Here is a 22,302-nt window from a genome sequence, read left to right on the forward strand (position 1 = left end):
AATTCCTGAAATATACCTTCCGAACCTTATTAGTCATCGTGCTGATATTGTTACTTATATTTTTTTCCACCTTTTATTTAATCCAACAACCTAAAGTTCAAACTTATTTGGTTCACAAAGTAAGTGAATATTTATCAAAAGAATTAGGCAGTACCGTAAAGATAGACTCTGTCAGCATCAGTTTTATCAGAACCCTGGATATGTACGGGGTGTACTTATCTTCCCAAAAAAATAAATCCGATACCATCCTGTACGTAAACAGACTGGGTGCAGATATGATGCTTGGAAAAAATCTGATGGAACAAATCACCCATTTGAGAGACAAAAAGATATACGTTGACAATATAAGCATGGATGGACTGAGGTTATACGGCTATAGAGGAATAAATGACAGTCTGTATAACTACCAGTTTATTCTGTCAAAATTTGCTTCCAAAAATAAAAAACCTGCCGATACCACGACCAACTCATCCCCTTTAGAGCTTAAGCTGAAAAAATTGAATCTAACGAACGGTAAAATCATTCTGGACGACCATTTTAAAGACAAGCGGTTTGATATACGGTTTACCAAAGTTTATATTGATTTAAGGGAACTGAATCTCAACCACTTTAAAATAGATGCAAAACAAATTGTACTGACAGATCCCTATTTTAAACTGACACAGTACAACGAAAAAGAGAAGAAACCAAGCGGAAAACCCAGCAAAGGCTTCGATGTACAGGGTTTAGGGAAAAAGCTCAATATAACGTTAGATAAGCTAACGATTGTAAATGGCACCCACTCGATGGATTTCCACCATAAAAACCAGAGGGCTGGAACATTCCTGATCAGCCGGATGAACATACATGAGATTCAGCTGGATTTCAGAAACTACCGATGGGATTCCACCGGCATGCATGTCAACATGAAAAAACTGCAGGCACTGGCAGACAGCAATGCAAACGTAAAAAAACTGGAAGGTATCGCATTACTGGACAATGGAGGCATTTACCTGGACAATGCGGATATTGCATTCAATGATTCAAAAATCAGAGGAAATTTATCCATACAATTTTTGGATGAATGGCGTTCTTTCAGCGACTTCCAAAACAAGGTTATTCTCAAGGCCGATCTTAAGGAAGTACTGGCTAAGTCGAATGATGTTGGTGTATTCGCACCTAAATTACTCAAATACCTGCCTGCTGATGTTGCCATGCATGGGTATATTAAGGGGAAACTAGCCAACCTGAGGATTGATGAACTGGACTTAAAAACAGGTAAAAACACCATAATCAATATAACCGGAAATATCAAAGGATTACCCAAAATCAATCAAACCTTATTTGACATAAAAGCGAATAACATTACTACCAGTACGAATGACCTGAAAACGCTTTTGCCACTTTTCAAGATGCCCGAACAATTAAAAAATGCCGGCATCATCCATTTTAAAGGTTCCTATTTTGGATTCATCAATGATTTTGTTGCCCGTGGAAATTTGACAACCAGCAACCTGGGCAGTATCACAACGGATGTCAGGATGAGTTTTCCGAATGGAAAAGCGCCTACTTATTCGGGCAATATTATTGCAACAAAAATCAATATTGCAGAACTGACCGGCAATCACAAATTATTTGGCACCGCGGATGTGGACCTGAATGCAAATGGAAACGGATTTAATGCAAAAGACCTGAATACCAGACTTACCGGAACCATCCGCAATTTCTACTTCAATGGATTTGTATTTGACAAAATAATAGTGGATGGCCTACTGGACAAGAAGAAGTTCAAAGGAAAGGCATTCTACGATGACAATTGTTTATTGATTGACTTTAACGGAACCGCTGACTTTAATGATAAGCTGCCAAAATTCGACTTCGTCACCAGTATCAAGAATGCGGACCTGAAAAAACTTAATTTAACAAAAGACACTTTAATGATTTCGCTGGATGGTGAAGTACACGCAGCCGGTAACAACATTGGAAACCTGATGGGTACCGGAAAGTTCAGCAACCTGATTTTACAGAATGCAAAAGACATCCTGGTCTTATCAGATGTGGACATTGATTTACAAAATGACGGCACAACAAAAAATTACACCATCACTTCAGACCAGTTTAATGCAAATTTTGTGGGAGAATTCGACCCTATCACATTGGTTCCTTCCATGAAAGTATTTCTCAGCAATTATTCTAAACTGATAAAACCAAAAGAGAAGGATTTCAAACTTAGCAGACCGCAGCAACTGGAAGCAAGATTGAAATTAAAATCTGACTTCGGTTTATTCAAAGTCTTCGTTCCTGACCTGAAATATATCAGTGAGCTGGACTTAAATGCCAGCATCAGCACGGAAGACAATCTTTTTGAAATCAATGCAAAACTGGATTCTGCCAATTTCCAAAACATAGCATTTAATCGCATCGCTTTGACCGGAGACATACAGGAAAGGGATCTGTTGCTTAACAGTGAAATTAAAAAAATACAATCCGGTAAAACAGTTGTCGAAGATATACATCTGGGCTTGAACAGTTCACTGGAACAATTACTGACGCACGTCAATATTTCAAGCGATACATCCGACAACGCCGTTCGGCTATTATCTACCTTAGACTTTAACAAAGATACCATTACCGCAAAAATACTGAACTCAAAACTTATGCTGAATAAGAAAGTATGGACAGTTCAGAAAGAGAATGAACTGGTCATAATAGACAGTATCTTTATCGCCAAGAATTTTTCACTGATACAGGATAAACAGAAAATAAACATACAAAACGGTAGAAATACACTGTCCGATGCAAAAATAAATATCGAGAACCTGGATCTGATTGACATCGGCCAGCTGATTGATTCAACCGGTGCAATCAGGAATGGAAAACTCTCCGGAACGGTCAACCTGAGGAATATCCTCACCAAACTACAGGCCAATGCTGATATCACCATCAATGATCTGCAGGTGCTGGATTACAAAGTAAAATATATTGGCCTGGATGGTGTATACGGCAGAAACGGAAAAAAAATCCTGGAGGCTGGCGGCACCATTGAAGATGACAATTACCAGCTGTCCTTTGACGGCAGTTATGATATGCAGATTCCGGGAAAAGAAAATTTAGATGTGGACGCAGACATCGAAAAGGTGAATCTGAACTTTCTGGAAGCACTTCTTAAAAAAGAACTGCTCGTCCCGAGAGCTTTTGTTAAAGGAAATGTAAAAGTCACGGGAAATATTAAAAAGCCCGTTTTACTCGGCGAAGCACAGATTATTGATACAGCTGAATTAAAAATGCGTTACCTCGGCACCACTTTCAAATTGGTCAATGAAGAAGTGAAACTCACTCAAAAGGGATTTGACTTTGGAGAAATGACCGTGTACGATAATTATGGCAATACGGCTCTGGTGGCAGGAAAACTTCAGCACAGCGGATTTAAGAATTTTAAAGCGGAAAATGTCAGCTTCAGCGCACCGGCCGGCTTTAATTTTATGAATATCACCTATGACGACAATCAGGATTTCTATGGAAAAGTCTTTGCAAAAGGAGAAGTGAGCATATCCGGATTCTTCAATGATTTATTTATTGACGTAACCCGAATGGAAACGATGAAAAATACAGAATTCAATTTACCCGTTTCTGATAAGGCAGCTGATAAAGGATACAGTTTTGTAAAATTTGTAGATCCGAGAGATACCATCAAAAAGATTGATTACAAATCAAAAATCAGTGGTCTGAATCTCAATATGAATATCACGGCGACACCGGATGCCGTAGCCAATATCATTCTTGATCCATCCTCCAATGATAAAATCATCGGTCGCGGGGAAGGGAACCTCAACCTCACCATGAATAAAAAAGGAGAACTTAACATAGAAGGTACCTATAACCTGACAGAAGGTAAATATGATTTTAATTTTCAGGGAATTTTAAATAAAACATTTAATGTTCGAAAAGGCAGCACCATCAATTTTAACGGCGATCCGCTTAAAGCTGAATTAAATATCGTTGGCCTTTACAATGTAAAGGCAGCTTCTGTCCGGAATATCGTGGACAGCAATTCGACCATAAAGAACAGAACATTCCCAATTGATTTAAACCTCTTGATAACAGGTACATTGGAAAAAACGAAAATCGGGTTCAGGATTGCACCTACAACAGGGTCAGCTTCCGCCCAGTCCGATGAACTGATGCGGGTGCTGGATGAAATATCTAAAAACGATGCGGAAGTAGATAAACAAGCAGGCACACTGCTCTTGTTCAGTTCTTTCTGGCCACTCGGAACTGCCTCCGACCAGAAATTTCAGGCATATTCCAATACCGTTACACAACTTCTGACAAGCCAGATTTCCAAGCTCCTATCGCAAGGTTTGTCGCAGGTCATAAAAGGTGCATCCATCGATTTGCTGTTAAGTGATTTGGAGTCCAAGGAATCCCGAAATTTCGGATTCAGCTATAAGCAGGAATTACTGGGCAGCCGTTTGATATTAACGATTGGCGGCAATGTCAACTTTGGTAATGCCAACAATACGGTCGCCAATACAACAACCGGACAAACCACCAATAACACCGGAATCGCCGGTGACTTCCTTTTAGAATACCTGGTTACACCGGATGGAAGAATACGGCTAAAAACCTATGCACGAACCACAAACTATACGACTGACATCATCAATCAGGACAGAGTGAGAACTGGCGGCGCTATTTCATTCCAAAAGGATTTCGACAGCTTAAAAGAATTATTCCGGCCGAAAAATAAAAAAGACAAAAAGCCTAAAGAAACACCCGCAGACACTTCGTCTCTCAAGCCGATCAATCTGATTGAAGACAAGCTGAAATCAAAGGAAAGATTTGATGAAATTTTTAATAAATACGTTTCATTTACTTTAACCGGCCGGTAAATTATAATCAGAAAGAGGGATTGCTAACGCAGCAAATAATACTCTCCCCGTTTATCTTTATTATACAGAATCAATCCAAGTTTATTCAGTTTAACCAATAACCCATTTGCCCTCTGGAGGGAAATATTCAATTGGTGCGCTGCAATTTTAGCTGTAATGGTTTGTTTATCTTTCAGGTATTCCAGCACGAAATGTTCTTTAGAATCCAGTGCGGTTTGTTCCATCTCCTCTTCCCTATTTTCATTTTCCAGCATACGCTGCGTGTTTTTGGAAGCCATCAGCGTCTTGTCATTGCTGCGCATATACAACTGCCAGACTCCATGGTCATCCTGCGCAAAATGAGGTTTTCGCAAGCTATTATTGATATCCACTTCCAATATATTCAACATGTCATCTGTTTCATAGACAGAAAAGACTACATCGACAGGAGGTTCACAAAAATGTTCGGCAGCTTCATAAATCATATACATTTCCTCATCAATATCGCAACCCAACAAGGCACCATTATCTTTTATTCCGATTAACAGCTTACCGCCTCTGTTATTGGCAAATGCCGCCAATGTTCTGGCAATCTTACGCTGACTCGTGATGGTCTGCTTGAAATCCAGCTGCACGCCTTCCCCTTTGGAAATGATTCGCTCCAACTCGTCAATATTGTATTTTATTTCCGGTGAAAACCGCATCCGTATGAAAGTTAACCTGATTAATATAAATGGTTCAACAAAAAAACATAGATTTTACTAATTTAATACCTATTTTTACTTACCTAGTGATTTTATATTTATGCTTGAATCAGTAATTCCCAAAATAAAAGACTGGCCAATCAACCTGATAGCCAAAAAAAGGGACAAAATCTTACAGGAAACTATTTCAGAAGCAGTTTTAGAATTCAACAAGGCCAATCCTACACTCTCTGCGTTGCGCAACCAGTTGCAAAAAACACTTTACCTGGAGCATATACGTATCAAGAATGATCCGTGGGAAGTGGACCCCGAAGACGACCGTGAATTCTGGGGCAGTATAAAGAAACGATTACTAAAGGCGGATCCGGCGCATAATGATGAAGATATCTCCAAAGAGCAGCATCAGGAAATGCTGCAGGATATTATGTCGCGCTACGCCAACGAAATCATAGGTAATTTCATCCCCAATTTATTTTGGTTTGCCCGGCAGATTCTGCGCCGCTTTTTCGCACGTTTGTTTAATGCTCATTTCGGCGGTTTTAAAGGACTGTTTAATCCTGAAGATAAACTGAAAGACAAACTGATTGTGTCAGGACCGGTGGAGAAATTGCGCACCTTAGCTACCAAAGGGACTGTTATTTTAGTGCCTACCCATTTCAGTAATTTAGATTCCGTTATCATTGGTTTTGGTATGGACTATATAGGTATGCCCGCATTTCAGTACGGCGCCGGTTTAAATCTGTTTAATTCTAAATTCTTCAGCCTGTTTATGGGTAATCTAGGCGCCTATAAGTTAGACAGGAGAAAAAAGAATCCCATCTATCTCGAAACCCTTAAATCATTCTCCAGGACAAATGTACTGGCCGGAGCACATACCATTTTTTTCCCGGGCGGAACCCGTTCCAGAGCAGGAAATATTGAAACGGATTTAAAGCTGGGATTACTCGGTACTGTTGTGGAAGCTCAACGCATCCATTACGAAAAAAACCCGGCAAACCTGGCACCTAAAATTTTTATCGTGCCGCTTACCATCAGCTATCACTTCGTATTGGAAGCTTCTTCTCTCATAGAAGAACAACTGAAACGAATTGGAAAAGAGCAATACCTGGTTTATGACAATACACAAACTACCGGGAAAGCTATATGGAAGTTTTTCTGGGAGACATTTTCAAAATCTACGGATATCACTTTATCCTTAAGTGAACCGATGGATATTTTCGGAAATGCCGTTGATAATGATGGTTACAGCTTAGATAAGACCGGAAATAAACTGGAAATCAGAAATTATTTTATAAACAAGGGGCATTTGAAAGCTGATGACCAGCGTGAAACGATCTACACCCAAATGCTCGGCGACAAAATCATTGACGGGTTTTTCAGCAATAATGTCGTTTATGCCTCCCATGTTGTTGCATTTGCCGCTTTTGAATTACTGAAAAAACAATTGGATTATCCGGATTTATTTACACTGCTCCGTACTTCAGATGAAGACCGGGAAATTGACTGGGATACATTCAAAACTTCTGTTAAAAGAGTAATTGACGAACTCTATATGCTGAACAACAAGAACTTGATAAAACTGGCCCCGCACATGACGACCAAGGAACTGGAAGAAATCATCGAGCTGGGCATCAACAACGTTTGCATCTATCATGCCAATCTTCCAATCATGCGGAATAAGGTGGGCAATATTACCAGTGAAGATCTGAAACTATTGTATTATTATCACAACAGATTAAATGGCTATGGTCTCGAAAAGCACATCTGATAAACATCCCGTTGCTGTTATAGGAGCAGGAAGTTTTGGTACCGCAGTTGCCAACCTTCTTGCTGAAAACGGTCGGGTTTTCTTATATTCCCGGCGACCGGAGGCTGTTGAAATTATCAATAGAGATCGTATCAATAACGGACAGACCATCCATCCGAATGTCACGGCAACCAACGATATGCAGGAAATCACGGACAAATGCTATCTGTTGCTGCCATCCGTATCGTCGGATAGTTTCAGGCAGGTGATGCGCGATATGGCGCCGTTTTTAAAACCGTATCATATGATGATTCACTGCACAAAGGGATTTGACATCAAATTAGAACCCGGAAAATCCATCCTGGACAGGGATGTTGTACTGTATCCACAGGATACCTACACGATGAGTAAGGTGATACTGGAAGAAACCTGTGTAAAACGGGTGGGTTGCATGAGTGGACCTAACTTAGCACGGGAAATCGCCAATCAGCATCCGGCAGCTACCGTCATTGCAAGTAAGTTTGATGAGGTGATTAAAGAAGGCGAAGCCGCAATACGCAGCAAACGGCTGCAGGTGTACAGCAACCACGATATTTATGCCGTAGAATTAGCAGGAGTACTCAAAAACTCGATGGCACTTGCTGCAGGCGCTTTAGGCGGGTTAGGTTACGGCAACAATGCAATGGCATTCTTAATTACACGCGGCTTAGGTGAAATTATTCGCCTGGCAACGGCAATGGGTGCGGAAAAACAAGCATTTCTCGGGCTGGCCGGTATCGGCGACCTGATAGCGACCTGTACATCTCCTATGAGCCGAAATTATACGGTGGGTGCCCGCCTTGCTAAAGGTGAAACCCTCGAACAGATTATCGCCACTTCTACGGAAGTGGCAGAAGGGATTAAGACCGTTAGTATCTCTAAAAAACTGGCAGATACCACCGGTATAAAACTACCTATCATTCAAAATATCTACAGAGCATTGTTTGAAGACCTGAAGGTGGACCTGGCTCTTGGTTATTTGATGGAATACCGCTGGGGTTATGATGCGGATTATATGTAATACGGACTTACAGTAAAATACCGTGACTTTCCTTTAATTCAAAATCAATCGTTTTCTTTTCGATATCCACACCTGTAAGTGTAACATCTATCTTATCCCCTAATTGATAGGTATGCCCCTGATGCCGGCCCAGAAAACGCATTTTCCGTTCATCAAAAGTATAACTGTCGTTCTTCATCGATTCGATTCGAATAAGCCCTTCACAATTGTATTGCGGCAATTCCACATAAATCCCCCAGTTTTTCACACCCGAAATAACTCCCGTAAAATGTTCCCCGATTCTGTCAAGCATAAATTCCGCCATCTTGTATTTTACGGATGATCGTTCCGCATCATTGGCTGCACGCTCACGTTCACTGCTGTGTTTGCATTGATATTCCAGTTCATCTTTGGTCGGTAGTTTTTTATCGTTCATGATTTTATCCAGCAGCCGATGCACCATCACATCCGGATAACGACGGATAGGGGACGTGAAATGCGTGTAAAAATCGAAGCCTAATCCGTAATGCCCTATATTATCGGTTGTGTAAACGGCTTTTGCCATACAGCGAATGGCAAGCTGCTGCAACACAGCCTGTTCCGGTTTTCCTTCGATTTCCTGCATCAGCCGGTTCAATTCACGGGCAATCTGTTTCGGATTATCAAACTGTATTTTATATCCGAACTTCTGTGCAAACAACTGGAAGTCGATTAATTTTTCTTCGTTTGGCAAATCATGCACCCGGAAGACAAACGGCGTCTTGCCGTTCTCATTTTTATCCTTCCCGATAAATTTGGCCACGTATTTATTCGCCAGCAACATAAAATCTTCAATCAGCAAATGGGCATCTTTGCGCTCTTTGATATATACACCGACGGGTTTCCCATTTTCATCCAGTTGAAACTTGGTTTCCGGAGCTTCAAAACCGATAGAGCCATTTTTAAACCGCTCTCTGCGTAACAGATGTGCCAGTTCATTCAGTCTTAACAGCTCTTCCTTAAACACACCGTCATTGCCTTCCAGGATTTCCTGTGCAGCTTCGTAGCTGAAGCGTTTCTGGGAATGAATCACTGTTCTGCCAAACCATACATCCTTCACCGCCGCTTTCTCATCCATTTGAAAAACGGCTGCATAGCAGCACTTATCTTCATCTGGCCGCAGCGAGCAGATGATATTGGAAAGCCTTTCGGGAAACATGGGCGCTACCCTATCCACCAGATAAACCGAGGTTGCCCGTTTGAACGCTTCTTTTTCCAATGCAGAATGTTCTTTCACATAATGCGACACATCCGCGATGTGTACACCTACTTCATACAGGCCATTCTCCAGCACACGAAAAGACAGGGCATCATCAAAATCTTTGGCATCTGCAGGGTCTATGGTAAAGGTAGGAATATCCGTAAAATCCCTTCGTGTCCTTTTTTCATCTTCGGATACCTTAAATTCCAGATCATCCGCTTCGTCCAGCACATTTTTTGGGAAGGAAGTGAAAAAGCCATTTTCCACCAGAATGGATTTCATCTCAATATCATTAGTGCCGGCCTGACCGAATATTTCGGTAATATGTCCAATGGGATTTTTATCCTTCGGACGCCATTCTGCCAGTTCTACCACCACCTTATCTTTATGTTTGGCTTTCATGGAACGGCCTTCCGGAATATAAAAATCGGATTTTATACCCGGATTGTCTGCCACCACAAAGCAGGTGTCATTGACTCTTTCCACCACACCTATAAAATGAGAACGTTTCCTTTTGACAACCTCCGTTACAAATCCCTCCGGACGAACGGCATTGGGTTTATGTACACGCTGCACCTTTACGGTGTCACCGTCAAAAGCATGATGCGTATTTTTGCGGTGAATAAAAAAATCTTTTGATTTTCCCTCTATGGACACATAAGCATCCCCGCTCCGGGCAATATCAATCATCCCGGTAAGCTCTTCCCCTACAATAAATATTTCATGATTTTTTTTAGTATCCTTTTTCTCACGTTTATGCGGATGAGTGTGCCTGGTTTTGTTTATCTTTTCTTCTTGGACATACTGTAAAAATAAGACAATTTAAGCGCTTATACAATCTTTGCAGGGATTGTATACGATTTCAACAAATTACAGTATCTTGTATTGTCATTTTCACTTTTAAAAACATCGGCAATGATTCGATTTTACACCATTTTATTTCTGATTTGTTATATCGGTTTTACTGCCTGCATGGCGGGTAACCCTGATTTTGATGCCAGAAGAACAACCTATATTGACTATGCCTTAAATAATGTCAATTCAGACGCTCTGAGCATTCAGGCTGCAAAAGGAATCCCCGTCAACCAACAGGAATTAACCGCTATTTTAGCTAATGTCTCAACCAGATCTACTGCAGATTTTGATATCATAAAATTAGTCCGGATTCTGCTGTTATCAAACGGAGAATATGACAGTCAGATACTGCCGGTTTTAGCACCACTTCCATTCTGGTTAGAAGCAAATGAGGATAACAGGGAGTATTGGTCAGAAAATCATATGATCATGTGGATGGCATCTGACTGGTTACTGCATGAGAAATACGGAAAAGTGGTAGACAGTACTTTAGACAGAAGGTTACGTCATTATCTGAAATTGAAATTGCAATACGGTTTTTATGAGTTCAATTCAACCACCTATGCCCCCTATTGCTTAACAGGATTGTTAAATCTGGCAGATTTCTCGCAAGATGCCGAAATCAAAAGCCTGGCAACACAGGTTTCACAAAAATTATTAAAAGAAGAACTGTTACTGCTTACCAATGACAGAGGTGTATTATTTCCCACTGCCGGAAGAAATTATCCCGGAAAATATGAAACCGCTTATGGCGCAAATCATAATAACCTGATTTATCTGTTAACCGGTTTGGGTGAAGTTGAAAATGGTCCTTCTCATGCCGGTGCCTTTTTAGCAACTACAACAGTTCCGCTAGATGATGTAATCAATTCATGGAAACCCAACTTAGATACTGTTTATACTTCAGGTCACACCTTACAGAATGGCATTAACAATATTAACAATATGATGTCCACTAAAGACAAGGTTATCTTCCAATGGAGTTCTGGTGCCTATTTTCACCCGGATGTTTCCTATTCCACTTTCAAATTATTAAAAGACTTGAATTTATGGGACCACTTTGAATTTGCCGATTTCAGACAATATTCCTTTTTACCTACAGATCTGGCACCGGTTATTGCGGAAATCGCCAGTCCTATCAGCAAAAGTTCCGGTATATATAATCCGAAAATCGCTATTTTCAAAAATAAATCGGTCACCCTATCATCCTTACAGGATTTCTGGAAAGGGAAATTAGGTTATCAGCAATTTCCAATTATGGTAAACGCCGGAACAAGTGCCGTATTTACACTTTCAGGAAAACCCGATACTGACTGGGATAACAGACCTTCTCACAATGCAAATACACATTTGCCTTATGTACAGCAAAAATCAAATGTAGCATTGGTGATGTATCGTCCGGAAAAGGGATTGGCTTTATTCGGCTATAAAGATGAAAAACTGGATGTTGCCCTTCACTTTAAACCCGATAAAATGGATGAAGTCCGGGAGAGCGGCAAGTGGCTGTTAGGGCGCGAAGGTGATGGTTATGTTGCCGTTCGAAGAAGCTGTACAGGCGAAATAAACGGTGTCAGGGCCTGTGAGAATCCCGACGGGCAAACGTGGGTGTTTATGGTTGGCAATGCCGATATGTATGGCAGTTTTGACAATTTCCAGCAAATTATTGAACAATCGCAGTACGAAGAAAAATGGTATTTCAATTTACCTACCTTACAATGGGTTTACTATTCAAAAATAACAGTGGATGGAAAGACCTTGGAATATGCCTGGAACGGTGATATCTTTTCCGGTCCGACACAAACTCCAACTGCCCTACTAAACAGCAGCAAAGATGTCAAACAATTGACCATTTATCCCAATCCGGCCACAGATGCTGTGAAGGTAGACGTACCTCTGTCCCTGCGTTCGGCAACACTCCGAATATTTGACATCAAAGGTTCTGAGATTTATTCCGAAAATCTGGCAGCACCTCCGCCGGGCAATACAGTAAATATTACAACTAAAGACTGGACAGAAGGCATGTATATGCTTTTACTCGAAAATCAGCAGGATGTTTACACCCAAAAACTACTTATCAAAAAATAAACTACCACTTGCAGTACAGATGACAACAAAAATACTGATAGGGTTAAGCTTTTTGATTTTTTCCATGCACCAGCATAGCCATGCACAATCCTGGGTTGATACGCTGGATACCTATGCCCGGGAAAAATACCTGCCCCCCTCGAAGTTTCATTGGAACTGGATGAACGCTTCCCTGCTGTATACGATGATCAGGCAATACGATAACAGCGAACAGGATAAAAAGAAAATCTATCTTGAGTATGTCCGTACTGCGATGGATAAAACCTACCCGATTGCAAATGGGAAAATACCGAATGCCGTGGCTTCCGGAATCGGGATGGCTTTCCTTGCCAGAATCACCGGGGAAGAGAAGTATAAAAGAGCCTGTCAGAAAATCTATTCGGATTACTTAAAGATAAAGCGAACCAAAGACGGAGGTGTTTCTCATCTGAGAAAAGATTTGGAGTTATGGGACGACACCATCTTTATGATCGGTCAGTTTTTGCTCGAAATGTTCAGAGCCACCGGCGATACCGCCTATCTCGATGAACTAATGCTGCAAATCCGTGTACACCGTGATAAACTGCAGGATAAAGAATGGGGATTATGGGTACATGGCTGGGACAGCGACCGGAAATCTCACTGTACCTTTTGCGGCCAGTTAAACTGGCCGGATAAAACAACCGGCAGAAGTGCCGAAATCTGGGGACGAGGCAACGGGTGGATCGTAGTGACATTATCCGATGCGCTGGAGACGGTGCCTAAAGATAATCCGTACTGGCCGGAACTGGCCGGATATTTAAAGGAAATGCTGGTGCATCTGCCGGAACTGCAAAATAAACAGAACGGACACTGGTACCAATTGCCCGTACGCCCGCAGGAACCTGAAAACTATATTGAAAGCTCCAGTACTGCCATGTTTTCCTATGGAATTACCAAAGCCCTTCAGTTCGGTATCGTTACAGATTCAGCCTACAGAAAAAGTATAGATTCTGCATACAAAGGATTGCGCAAATACAGTATAACAGAGGTTTCTGAAAAATACATTACTACTAAAAACGTTTGCAAGGGAACCTGTATAGGTGATAAGAACTACTACCTGAAACGCAAAATAAAAAACGAAAAACCCTACAGTATAGGCATGTTTATCCGTTTTGGCAGCACATATGAAAAATTATAAGCAGTTTAATATATTCGTGTCAAAGTGTCTATTGAGTTAGAATCAACGAAGTGACAAAACCAAAAACATTTGGGGATCAATGGATTTAAAGGGTATTACAAGAACCCGGACACTATACTTCCTGTAAAAAACTGCATTTTTTTCGCAGAACTGTTCGAATCACAAAACGAACAGCTGTTTCCTGATTTTAATCATTCTATAAACCATTTAAAGTATCTAACTTCGCTTATACAAAATATAGAACTATGCAATCGGAAAAAATCATCATCGCCAACCTAAAATGTGACGGCTGTGCGACAACGATAAAAAACAAACTGAACGAACTGGAAGGTGTGGAGAGTGTAATGGTGAATCATGATGAAGACTCGGTGACGGTTCTGCATTCCGGTGCTGTACAAAGGGAAGCCATTACACAAAAACTTCATTCACTCGGTTATCCGGAAGCCACAGAAGAGAATGGTCTGTTGCTGCAGTTGAAAAGCTATGCCAGCTGCATGATAGGACGAATGAACAAGTAGTTATTTTTTTACCGCATAAATACCATCCTGGCCGATGGTAATTTTCTTTTGTTTGTACAGTTGACCGATAGCGGCTTTAAAGGCTTTCTTACTCATGTTCACTTCCTGCTGTATTTCTGTTGGAGTACTTTTATCGGTGAGTTTCAGTATTCCTTTTCCTGCCTTCAGTTTATCCAGTATCCCCGAACAATTCTGTTCTATGACCTTGTGAAAACCCTGCGGCTGCAGGCTGACATCAATCTTTCCGTCACTGCGTATCGTTTTGATATAGCCATCCGTGATTTGCCCTAAGGTCAGCGGCTGAAATATTTCATTGTGGTACAGCATGGCATCCTGTGTGCCGTTTATCAGCACATGAATACCCAGATTCGTTGGTCTGCCGATTTCCAACTGCACTTTTTCACCAACCGTAAATTTCATAGATGCTGTTTAAATATGTAAGCGAAAATGCGTACTTCCCGAAAAAAGCAGATTGCATTGATTAAAAAAAATTATACGCGTACAAATCTGGCGCGAATATCTTCCACATTCCCTTTCGGTATGGCGGCTATCAGTTTTTTGGTGTATTCCTGCTGCGGGTTGTTATAGATTTCATCCGCAAGTCCCATCTCCTCAATCCTGCCTTTGTTCATCACCACCATCCTGTCGCTCATAAATTTCACCACCGATAAATCGTGTGAAATGAAGATGTAGGTGAATTTAAACTCTTCCCGCAGCTGGATCAGGAGGTTCAATACCTGAGCCTGAACGGAAACATCCAGCGCGGAAACGGACTCATCGCAAATGATAAATTTCGGATTCAATGCCAGGGCTCGTGCGATACAGATACGCTGACGCTGACCACCGGAAAACTCATGCGGGTAGCGCTGAAAATGCTCCGCTTTCATATTGACCTTTTCCAGCAATTCAATCACCTTATCCTTCCGCTCGGCGTTGTTGCCATATTTATTGTGCACCTGCATCGGCTCCAGAATGGCATTACCTATCGTCATCCTCGGATTCAGGGAAGAATACGGATCCTGAAAAATAATCTGCATGTGTTCACGCAGCAGTTTTAGTTCAGTCTGGTCTAAGTTGAAAATATCTTTGCCGTCAAAAACAGCCTTACCGCCTGTTGGTTCCACCAATCTCAAAATCGTCCTGCCCAATGTTGTTTTTCCGCATCCGCTTTCTCCAACCAATCCAAGTGTTTCGCCCTCATTCACATCAAACGACACATCATCTACTGCCTTGACGTAATCCAGCGGCTTGCCAAAAATATTGGTTTTAGACGGAAACCAGGTTTGTATATTCTTCAACTGCAGAATCGGTGTTTGCTGCTGCAGGTTTTCATATCGTTTTTGCGTGGTTGCTTCACTGACCACGAATGCTTCGACCAGCGCATTCATATCGGCTGCCTTCTCTGTAATGATACCGTCCTTCTCCTCCATAAAATCTGCAATGACCGGCAGTTTGCTCAGCCTTTTTCCGAGTGGCGGACGGCAGGCCAGCAGTCCTTTCGTATATGGATGTCTGGGATTGGAAAAAATTTCCAAAACAGTTCCCTGTTCAACAATCTTTCCCTTATACATCACCACCACCTTATCAGCTATTTCCGCAATGACACCTAAATCATGCGTAATGAAAATCGTGGACATGCCTGTCTGACGGCTGAGTTCGTTAATCAGTTCCAATATTGTTTTTTGGACCGTAACATCCAGCGCAGTGGTCGGCTCATCGGCTATTAGTATTTTTGGCTGACAACTCATCGCCATCGCAATCATCACACGCTGCTTTTGTCCGCCGGATAACTGATGCGGATAGGATTTTAAGATTCTTTCCGGATTGGGCAGTTTCACCTGCGCAAATAAATCCAGTGTTTTAGTTTCCGCATCTTTTTTAGAAATCTTCTGGTGCAGCATGATCGCTTCCATCACCTGATTGCCGCAGGTAAACACCGGATTGAGGGATGTCATCGGCTCCTGAAAAATCATGGAAATTTCATTCCCACGAAACGACCGCATTTCCTGTTCCGGAATCTTTACGAGGTCAATGGCTGTTTTTCCATCACGGTAATAGTTGATTTGTCCGCCTGTAATTTGTCCGGGAGGATGGGGAATCAGTCGCATTACAGACAACGATGTGACCGATTTGCCGGAACCGGACTCCCCTACAATACCGACTACTTCCCCTTTATTTACCTGAAACGAAACATCATCTACCGCTTTCACAATACCGCTTTCCGTTTTAAATTCTGTTACTAAGTTCTTAACGTCTAAAAGTAATTCACTCATAAAAGTACTATTGGTTTATTTTAACATTACTATCCGAAATTAAGGATAATCCTTTCAATTTTAAAACTATTTGCGCGGTTGTCAATACATCTTTCTGACAATAGGTGATAATTCGCTGCAACCCGTTATCTTGCCAGTAAACCCTCCCAACGTCTTTGCCGGAAATGTCGTCTTTGGGCGAAGGAATTCCAAGGCAATGTGCCAGTAATTTCAGGGAAATATAGTTTTTGTAGTCTCCGAATTTCCACAAATCCATGGTATCCAGCAATCCGGCTTCCCAGGGTTTCTTAGCCTGCAGGCTTTCAAAATAATCCGGCAATTTGAGATTATGAATCAGCATTCTTCTACAAATATAAGGTACGTCAAATTCTTTGATGTTATGACCGCAGCAAACCATACTTCTAAGGCTTGCTTGCTTTTTTAAGAAGAAGGAGAAGTCTTTTAATAACTTAACTTCATCATCGCCGGCAAATGATCGGAGTTCAAATCCCTGAAACATGCCATCCTGTGCCAGCCAGCCAACTGAAATGCAAATTATTTTTCCGAATTCCGCAAATATGCCGGCGTTATTAAAATAGAAATCTTCCGGTTCGTCATTTTCCCCTTTATGTCTGCCTTTCTTTTCTTCCCATAATTCCTGAACATAAGCATCCAGCTCGTGAAAAGATCTAACGCCCGGCACGGTTTCAATATCAATAAAAAGAATATCCTCCATTTTCATATTATCCAGCATAACTCACAGTTTTTGTTTGTATTAGGTAAAAAATAATTCAGAATATTTATGCAAGATACATCAACTATTCAAAATTTAAACGTAAATTTGCAGGAACGTAAACAAAATTCTTATGTCAGAAAATGAAAATGGCAGCTCAAACAGCAGGATACATGCTATCTACATTGTATTGATTGCCCTCTTAATTGGTGGTTTGGTGTACACCAATGTAAAACTAAAAAAATCCAAAGAAACCATCGTCGTTACTGAAAAACAACGAGATGAAGTTGAAACCCTTAAAGCAGAACTCGACAAGAAGTATGCAGAATCTTTACAGGAAATAGAAAGCTATCGTGCTGAAAATGCAGGATTAGACAGTCTGTTAACAGTAAAAGAACAGGAGTTAACCTCCAAAAAGGCTAAAATTGATGCATTGCTTGCCCAGATATCTGGATTAAAGTCAGATGATGCTTCTAAAAGCAAATTACTGGATGAGGCACAGGCATTGATGAGGCAAATGGAAGATGATAAGATGCACCTCCAGACAACGATTGATTCACTGGTGACGGTGAATAAATTATTGTTCCAGGAACGTGACAGTATTTCCGGAGAGCTTTCTTCCACTCTTCAGAAAAAACAGGAAGTTGACGATGAAAACAAACGCATGAAAGACAGAATAGACAAGGCGTCTATTTTGAGCACTGCCAACATTCAGGCTACACCTATCCGGATGACCAGAAAAGGAAAAGAAGATGAAGTGAGCAAAGCTAAGGATGCGGAAAAACTCAGAGTATGCTTTGATGTATTGCAAAATAAGATAGCTCCGAGCGGCGAAACAAAGATTGAGGTGCGCATCATTTCACCGGATGGTTCCACTATCCAATTGCAGAATCTGGGAAGCGGTACATTTTCAGAAGCAACCACCGGAAATGATATTCCTTATACCTACTCAATCAGTCCGGATTATCAAAACGAAACTAAAACGGTATGTTCGTACTGGGCACAATCCTTCAAGTTTGCTTCCGGAAAATATTCTGTAGAAGTTTATGAAAAAGGCTTTTTAATTGGCCAGTCTTCATTTTCCATGAAATAATTAGACTTTTTTAAAGATATTTAGGCAGCCTATCCGGGCTGCCTTTTTTTATGATAAGATCCAGTTTTTATAAAGGAATCGTTTTGGTTTTTTGCGGTGCCGTTTGTTTTTCTACGAAAGGAATATTCGCTAAACTGGCCTTTACATTCGGTGTTGACGGGCTGGAAATCCTAATGCTCCGGATGCTGTTCGCATTGCCTTTGTATATATTAATCCTCATCAATGAATACCAGAAAGTGCCCGAAGCAATCGGAAAACAAAACTGGATATCCATCATCACGCTCGGGTTAATCGGTTATTATCTTGCCGCTTTATTTGATTTTATGGGCTTACAATATGTGAGCGCATCACTGGAAAGAAATATCATCTTTACCTACCCTACCTTTGTGCTCATCATGTCCAGAATATTTTTCAAACGTAAGATTTCCACCCTACAGATTACAGCCGTCTTGATTTGCTATATAGGCATCCTCATCGCATTTTATTCTGATAAATCCTCTTATGTCAGCTCCGATCTGACCAAAGGAACCATTTTCGTTCTGCTGAGCTCCCTGACGTATGCCCTGTATCTGGTCAGAAGCGACCTATTGATAAGAAATATCGGCACGGTGCGGTTCACCTGTATCTCCATGATAGTTTCCTGTATAGCCGTCCTGACACATTATGTGATTGTCCATGGTTTCGCCATCTTCTCTTTTCCTTACCAGGTTTATCTTTTGGGAATTGGTGTGGCCATCATCGGTACGGTCTTGCCATCCTTTCTGATGACAAAAGGGATTGCCCTGATTGGTTCATCCAATATGGCAATCATTGCGAGTATCGGCCCAATTGCAACGATTGTCTTCTCCTACTATATCCTGCATGAATCATTCTCCTTCATGCATTTTCTTGGAACACTCTTGGTCTTGACAGGTGTTTTACTCATCAGTATTCGCGGCAGCAAAAACAACATCTAACAATTGTAAGAATAATTCTTATTTTCAAACGAGCGTTTGGTAAGAGTTTTTCTTTATTTTTGTTGAAATTAAACTATAAGAATGTTTCAGACAGATTTATTTAAAGACAAAATTGTACTGGTAACGGGAGGCGGCAGCGGCATCGGCTATACCATCGCAAAACAGTATCTGCAGTCAGGCGCTATCGTCTACATTGCATCGAGAAACGTAGAAAAGATTGAAAAAGCGATAGAACAATTAAATGCGTTTGGTGATGTTCGCAGTGCGATTGCCGATATCAGGGAACCGGAACAAATACAGGCACTGGCGGATAAAATAAAAACCGATGCCGGAAGGCTGGATATCCTGATAAATAATGCCGGCGGGCAATTTCCGGCAGCGGCGGAAAATATTTCTTTCAACGGATTCCGTGCGGTGGTTACCAATAACCTGATAGGTACTTTTTATGTGACACAGATTATGGCAAAGACTTTTTTCATTCCACAGAATGAAGGGAATATCGTCAATATCATCGCGAATATCTACAGAGGATTTCCGGGCATGGCGCATACGGGTGCAGCACGGGCAGGTGTAGACAATCTCACAAAAACCTTGTCCATAGAATGGGTTCGCTATAATATTCGTGTAAATGCCGTAGCACCGGGTATTATCCTTTCCTCCGGACTGGATACCTATCCACCAGCCATTCTAAAAGGCATTACAGACGGCATTCCCAACAAGCGCATGGGTACCATGGAAGAAGTGGGATGGCCCGTTCTCTTCCTATCCTCGCCGATGGCTTCCTATATCACCGGCGAAACATTGTACGTAGACGGCGGGAACCGGCTTTGGGGCGACCAATGGAAGATGTGAAAGCCCACGTTAACGGGTGACACTTTAGAATAAAGGCCTCGTTAACGAAAAAATTACTTATTTTTCCAATATCCGTTAGTTTTAATGATTACTTACGGCAACCACTTATTTTATCAGATCAGCGTGCAGATAAAAGGAACATACCGCGAAATATGGCAGATTGCCTTTCCCATCATTTTGGGCAGCCTAGCCAACAGTATCAACCAGCTGATTGATACGGCTTTTCTCGGCCATTACAGTAAAATATCGCTGGATGCCGTAACACTAACCGGTATATTTTTCTTTAACATCACCTTTATTGCAGGCGGTTTTGCCAGAGGCGCCCAGGTAATGATTGCACGGCACAACGGTGAAATGCATTATAACAAAATAGGAATTGCATTTGATCACCTGCTGGCATTTTCCGCAATACTTTCAGTTATCACCCTAATCTTTTTTGCTTTTGCATCGCCGGCAATCGTTACTATCTCCGTAAAATCAACAGCAATACAAGAGGAGGCGTTAACCTATCTAAAATACATGAATATCGGCGTACCGGCTGTTGTATTCGGATTTTGCTTTAATGCCTTTTATTCCGGCATAGGAAAAACGAAAATTATAACATATGCCACCTTGCTGATGGGTATCACCAATATCATTTTAGATTACATACTCATTTTTGGGAAACTGGGATTTCCGGCATTGGGTATTAAAGGTGCTGCCATTGCAACCACTATTGCCAATATCGTTTTATTCTTAGTCTACCTGGTATATTTTATCCGGCAGCAACACACTAAAACATATGATGCCTTTCGCTTTAAGGTGTTGAAGTGGCTGCAATTCCGGAAAATGATAGATTTGTCCACTCCCATTGTACTGCAAAATTTAATCGGTATCACTTCCTGGCAATACTTTTTTTTGTGTGTGGAAAAATTAGGGGAACATGAATTAGCCGTTTCAGGCATTCTTAAAAGCCTGTTTGTATTCCTGGGTATTCCCGTCTGGAGCCTGGGCAGTGCCAGCAATACGATTATCAGCAATATCATCGGTCAGCGCAAACTGGAAGATGTCATTCCGGCTCTCAAAAAGGTAATTCTTGTCACTGTCGGAATCTCCATGTCGCTCAACCTGATAATTCTTCTATTTCCCCGGCCGATTTTATCCTTATTTACCAATGATTTGCAGCTGATACAGGACTGCATCCCTCCGTTTTATACATTGATGATTGCCTTGCTGTTCTTTTCGTCCGGGATGATCATGAATCAGGGAATTATCGGAACGGGTGCCACCAAGATACCCGCTATGGTCGAACTTTTCTGTTGCTTTTCGTATATTGGATACTGTTATTATTTTATACAGTTAAAAAAGAGCCCATTGTATATTGCATGGGGCTGCGAGGTGGTATATTGGTTTTCATTGCTTACTTTTACTACAGTCTATTGGGGAAGTGGGATATGGAAAAGATTTGTCAGGCATATAGATACAATTACGGCGTGATATGACAACAGATAAAATAGAATGGTTTGAGCTTTGGTTTGATTCTCCGTTTTACCATATCTTATATAAAAACCGGAATCAGGAAGAGGCCCATCATTTTATTGATGCGGTCTTAAAACACCTGAATATAGAATATGGCAGTATTTTAGATCTGGCCTGCGGCAAGGGAAGGCATGCCTATTACCTGGCACAGAAAGGATTTGACGTGGTTGGATTGGATTTATCCAAAGAAAGCATCCGGTATGCCAATACCATGTACCAGTTGGATAATCTGGAGTTTTATGTACACGACATGCGGCTGCCATTCCGGATAAATTATTTCGATTACATCTTCAATTTTTTCACCAGTCTGGGTTATTTCAATGACCTGAAAGAAAATGAAATGGTATTTGAAAGCATGCATTCCGGATTAAAGGACAACGGCCATATCCTGATTGATTTTATGAATACAGAAAAAATCATTAAAAACCTGGTTTTAAGAGAAAATAAACAGATAGACGGATATCATTTTTATATTCGCAGAGATATGGTAAACGGGAAGATAATCAAGCATATTCAGATTGAAAAAGAAGAAAAGATGTGGATGTACAGGGAAGAAGTCCAGGCATTGATGCAGCATCATTTTCATACCTTTTTAAACAATACCGGTTTTACATTAGTCCGGGAATTCGGGGATTATCATTTAAACCCGTTTAACCCGAAAACATCGGACAGATATATTTTGTTAGCAAAGAAAAATTAGG

Annotated in this window: 16 protein-coding genes; 11 read left to right on the forward strand and 5 right to left on the reverse strand. The window is 41.1% G+C overall.

Features of this window, described 5'->3' with window-relative positions:
- The first annotated feature begins 107 nt into the window (after positions 1–107).
- Positions 108–4,871: a translocation/assembly module TamB domain-containing protein gene (locus tag IPM95_01970; protein ID MBK9328084.1), complete on the forward strand. Its 4,764-nt coding sequence runs from the start codon at positions 108–110 to the stop codon at positions 4,869–4,871.
- A 23-nt stretch (positions 4,872–4,894) separates the two neighbouring features.
- On the opposite strand, the gene IPM95_01975 is transcribed toward IPM95_01970, so the two are convergent.
- A complete protein-coding gene (locus IPM95_01975) occupies positions 4,895–5,554 on the reverse strand; it encodes an ATP-binding protein (protein ID MBK9328085.1) in 660 nt (219 codons plus the stop codon).
- A gap of 100 nt (positions 5,555–5,654) precedes the next feature.
- On the opposite strand from IPM95_01975, the gene IPM95_01980 reads away from it, so the two are divergent.
- Positions 5,655–7,322 (forward strand): 1-acyl-sn-glycerol-3-phosphate acyltransferase, encoded by a 1,668-nt coding sequence (locus IPM95_01980; GenBank protein MBK9328086.1) that lies wholly within the window; start codon positions 5,655–5,657, stop codon positions 7,320–7,322.
- Positions 7,300–8,361: an NAD(P)-dependent glycerol-3-phosphate dehydrogenase gene (locus tag IPM95_01985; GenBank protein ID MBK9328087.1), complete on the forward strand. Its 1,062-nt coding sequence runs from the start codon at positions 7,300–7,302 to the stop codon at positions 8,359–8,361. Before IPM95_01980 ends, IPM95_01985 begins: the two co-directional genes overlap by 23 nt.
- Before the next feature lie 7 nt (positions 8,362–8,368).
- Here IPM95_01985 and rnr read toward each other — a convergent pair whose 3' ends face one another.
- Positions 8,369–10,270, reverse strand: a complete 1,902-nt coding sequence (gene rnr / locus IPM95_01990; GenBank protein ID MBK9328088.1) for a ribonuclease R — start codon at positions 10,268–10,270, stop codon at positions 8,369–8,371.
- Positions 10,271–10,495: 225 nt separating this feature from the next.
- Between rnr and IPM95_01995 the strand changes: the two genes are divergently transcribed.
- The 3 genes from IPM95_01995 to IPM95_02005 all read left to right on the forward strand — a co-directional run bounded on the left by IPM95_01995 (position 10,496) and on the right by IPM95_02005 (position 14,197).
- Positions 10,496–12,520, forward strand: a complete 2,025-nt coding sequence (locus tag IPM95_01995) for a T9SS type A sorting domain-containing protein (protein MBK9328089.1) — start codon at positions 10,496–10,498, stop codon at positions 12,518–12,520.
- A gap of 19 nt (positions 12,521–12,539) precedes the next feature.
- Positions 12,540–13,679 carry a glycoside hydrolase family 88 protein gene (locus IPM95_02000; GenBank protein ID MBK9328090.1) on the forward strand — a complete coding sequence of 380 codons (1,140 nt, stop codon included), beginning with the start codon at positions 12,540–12,542 and terminating at the stop codon, positions 13,677–13,679.
- A 245-nt stretch (positions 13,680–13,924) separates the two neighbouring features.
- A complete protein-coding gene (locus tag IPM95_02005) occupies positions 13,925–14,197 on the forward strand; it encodes a heavy-metal-associated domain-containing protein (protein ID MBK9328091.1) in 273 nt (90 codons plus the stop codon).
- On the opposite strand, the gene IPM95_02010 is transcribed toward IPM95_02005, so the two are convergent.
- The 3 genes from IPM95_02010 to IPM95_02020 all read right to left on the reverse strand — a co-directional run bounded on the left by IPM95_02010 (position 14,198) and on the right by IPM95_02020 (position 17,203).
- Positions 14,198–14,617, reverse strand: coding sequence for a DNA-binding protein (locus tag IPM95_02010; GenBank protein MBK9328092.1), 420 nt, complete (start codon positions 14,615–14,617; stop codon positions 14,198–14,200).
- 71 nt (positions 14,618–14,688) lie between these two features.
- Positions 14,689–16,470, reverse strand: a complete 1,782-nt coding sequence (locus tag IPM95_02015; protein MBK9328093.1) for an ABC transporter ATP-binding protein — start codon at positions 16,468–16,470, stop codon at positions 14,689–14,691.
- A gap of 7 nt (positions 16,471–16,477) precedes the next feature.
- On the reverse strand, positions 16,478–17,203 hold the full coding sequence (locus IPM95_02020; protein ID MBK9328094.1) for a 3'-5' exonuclease: 726 nt from the start codon (positions 17,201–17,203) through the stop codon (positions 16,478–16,480).
- A 112-nt stretch (positions 17,204–17,315) separates the two neighbouring features.
- Here IPM95_02020 and IPM95_02025 point away from each other — a divergent pair, with 112 nt between their 5' ends.
- The 5 genes from IPM95_02025 to IPM95_02045 all read left to right on the forward strand — a co-directional run bounded on the left by IPM95_02025 (position 17,316) and on the right by IPM95_02045 (position 22,301).
- Entirely contained in the window at positions 17,316–18,275 is a 960-nt protein-coding gene (locus tag IPM95_02025) for a hypothetical protein (protein MBK9328095.1), read from the forward strand.
- 50 nt (positions 18,276–18,325) lie between these two features.
- The gene (locus tag IPM95_02030; protein MBK9328096.1) at positions 18,326–19,231 is read left to right on the forward strand and encodes an EamA family transporter; all 906 of its coding nucleotides are present in this window, start codon (positions 18,326–18,328) and stop codon (positions 19,229–19,231) included.
- A gap of 81 nt (positions 19,232–19,312) precedes the next feature.
- Positions 19,313–20,083: an SDR family oxidoreductase gene (locus IPM95_02035; protein ID MBK9328097.1), complete on the forward strand. Its 771-nt coding sequence runs from the start codon at positions 19,313–19,315 to the stop codon at positions 20,081–20,083.
- Between the two features lie 84 nt (positions 20,084–20,167).
- Complete coding sequence (locus IPM95_02040; protein ID MBK9328098.1) at positions 20,168–21,559, forward strand: MATE family efflux transporter; 1,392 nt, start codon at positions 20,168–20,170, stop codon at positions 21,557–21,559.
- Position 21,560: 1 nt separating this feature from the next.
- A complete protein-coding gene (locus IPM95_02045; protein ID MBK9328099.1) occupies positions 21,561–22,301 on the forward strand; it encodes a class I SAM-dependent methyltransferase in 741 nt (246 codons plus the stop codon).
- Position 22,302 lies beyond the last annotated feature (1 nt).

The organism is Sphingobacteriales bacterium (genome assembly GCA_016719635.1).
GTDB lineage: Bacteria > Bacteroidota > Bacteroidia > Chitinophagales > JADIYW01 > JADJSS01.

What these genes read in the sequence shown, in the direction of transcription:
- IPM95_01975 (MBK9328085.1), bottom strand. Translation starts at nt 5,554, where the DNA reads ATGCGGTTTTCACCGGAAATAAAATACAATATTGACGAGTTGGAGCGA.
- IPM95_01980 (MBK9328086.1), top strand. Translation starts at nt 5,655, where the DNA reads ATGCTTGAATCAGTAATTCCCAAAATAAAAGACTGGCCAATCAACCTG.
- IPM95_01985 (MBK9328087.1), top strand. Translation starts at nt 7,300, where the DNA reads ATGGTCTCGAAAAGCACATCTGATAAACATCCCGTTGCTGTTATAGGA.
- rnr (MBK9328088.1), bottom strand. Translation starts at nt 10,270, where the DNA reads ATGATTGATATTGCCCGGAGCGGGGATGCTTATGTGTCCATAGAGGGA.
- IPM95_01995 (MBK9328089.1), top strand. Translation starts at nt 10,496, where the DNA reads ATGATTCGATTTTACACCATTTTATTTCTGATTTGTTATATCGGTTTT.
- IPM95_02000 (MBK9328090.1), top strand. Translation starts at nt 12,540, where the DNA reads ATGACAACAAAAATACTGATAGGGTTAAGCTTTTTGATTTTTTCCATG.
- IPM95_02005 (MBK9328091.1), top strand. Translation starts at nt 13,925, where the DNA reads ATGCAATCGGAAAAAATCATCATCGCCAACCTAAAATGTGACGGCTGT.
- IPM95_02010 (MBK9328092.1), bottom strand. Translation starts at nt 14,617, where the DNA reads ATGAAATTTACGGTTGGTGAAAAAGTGCAGTTGGAAATCGGCAGACCA.
- IPM95_02015 (MBK9328093.1), bottom strand. Translation starts at nt 16,470, where the DNA reads ATGAGTGAATTACTTTTAGACGTTAAGAACTTAGTAACAGAATTTAAA.
- IPM95_02020 (MBK9328094.1), bottom strand. Translation starts at nt 17,203, where the DNA reads ATGCTGGATAATATGAAAATGGAGGATATTCTTTTTATTGATATTGAA.
- IPM95_02025 (MBK9328095.1), top strand. Translation starts at nt 17,316, where the DNA reads ATGTCAGAAAATGAAAATGGCAGCTCAAACAGCAGGATACATGCTATC.
- IPM95_02030 (MBK9328096.1), top strand. Translation starts at nt 18,326, where the DNA reads ATGATAAGATCCAGTTTTTATAAAGGAATCGTTTTGGTTTTTTGCGGT.
- IPM95_02035 (MBK9328097.1), top strand. Translation starts at nt 19,313, where the DNA reads ATGTTTCAGACAGATTTATTTAAAGACAAAATTGTACTGGTAACGGGA.
- IPM95_02040 (MBK9328098.1), top strand. Translation starts at nt 20,168, where the DNA reads ATGATTACTTACGGCAACCACTTATTTTATCAGATCAGCGTGCAGATA.
- IPM95_02045 (MBK9328099.1), top strand. Translation starts at nt 21,561, where the DNA reads ATGACAACAGATAAAATAGAATGGTTTGAGCTTTGGTTTGATTCTCCG.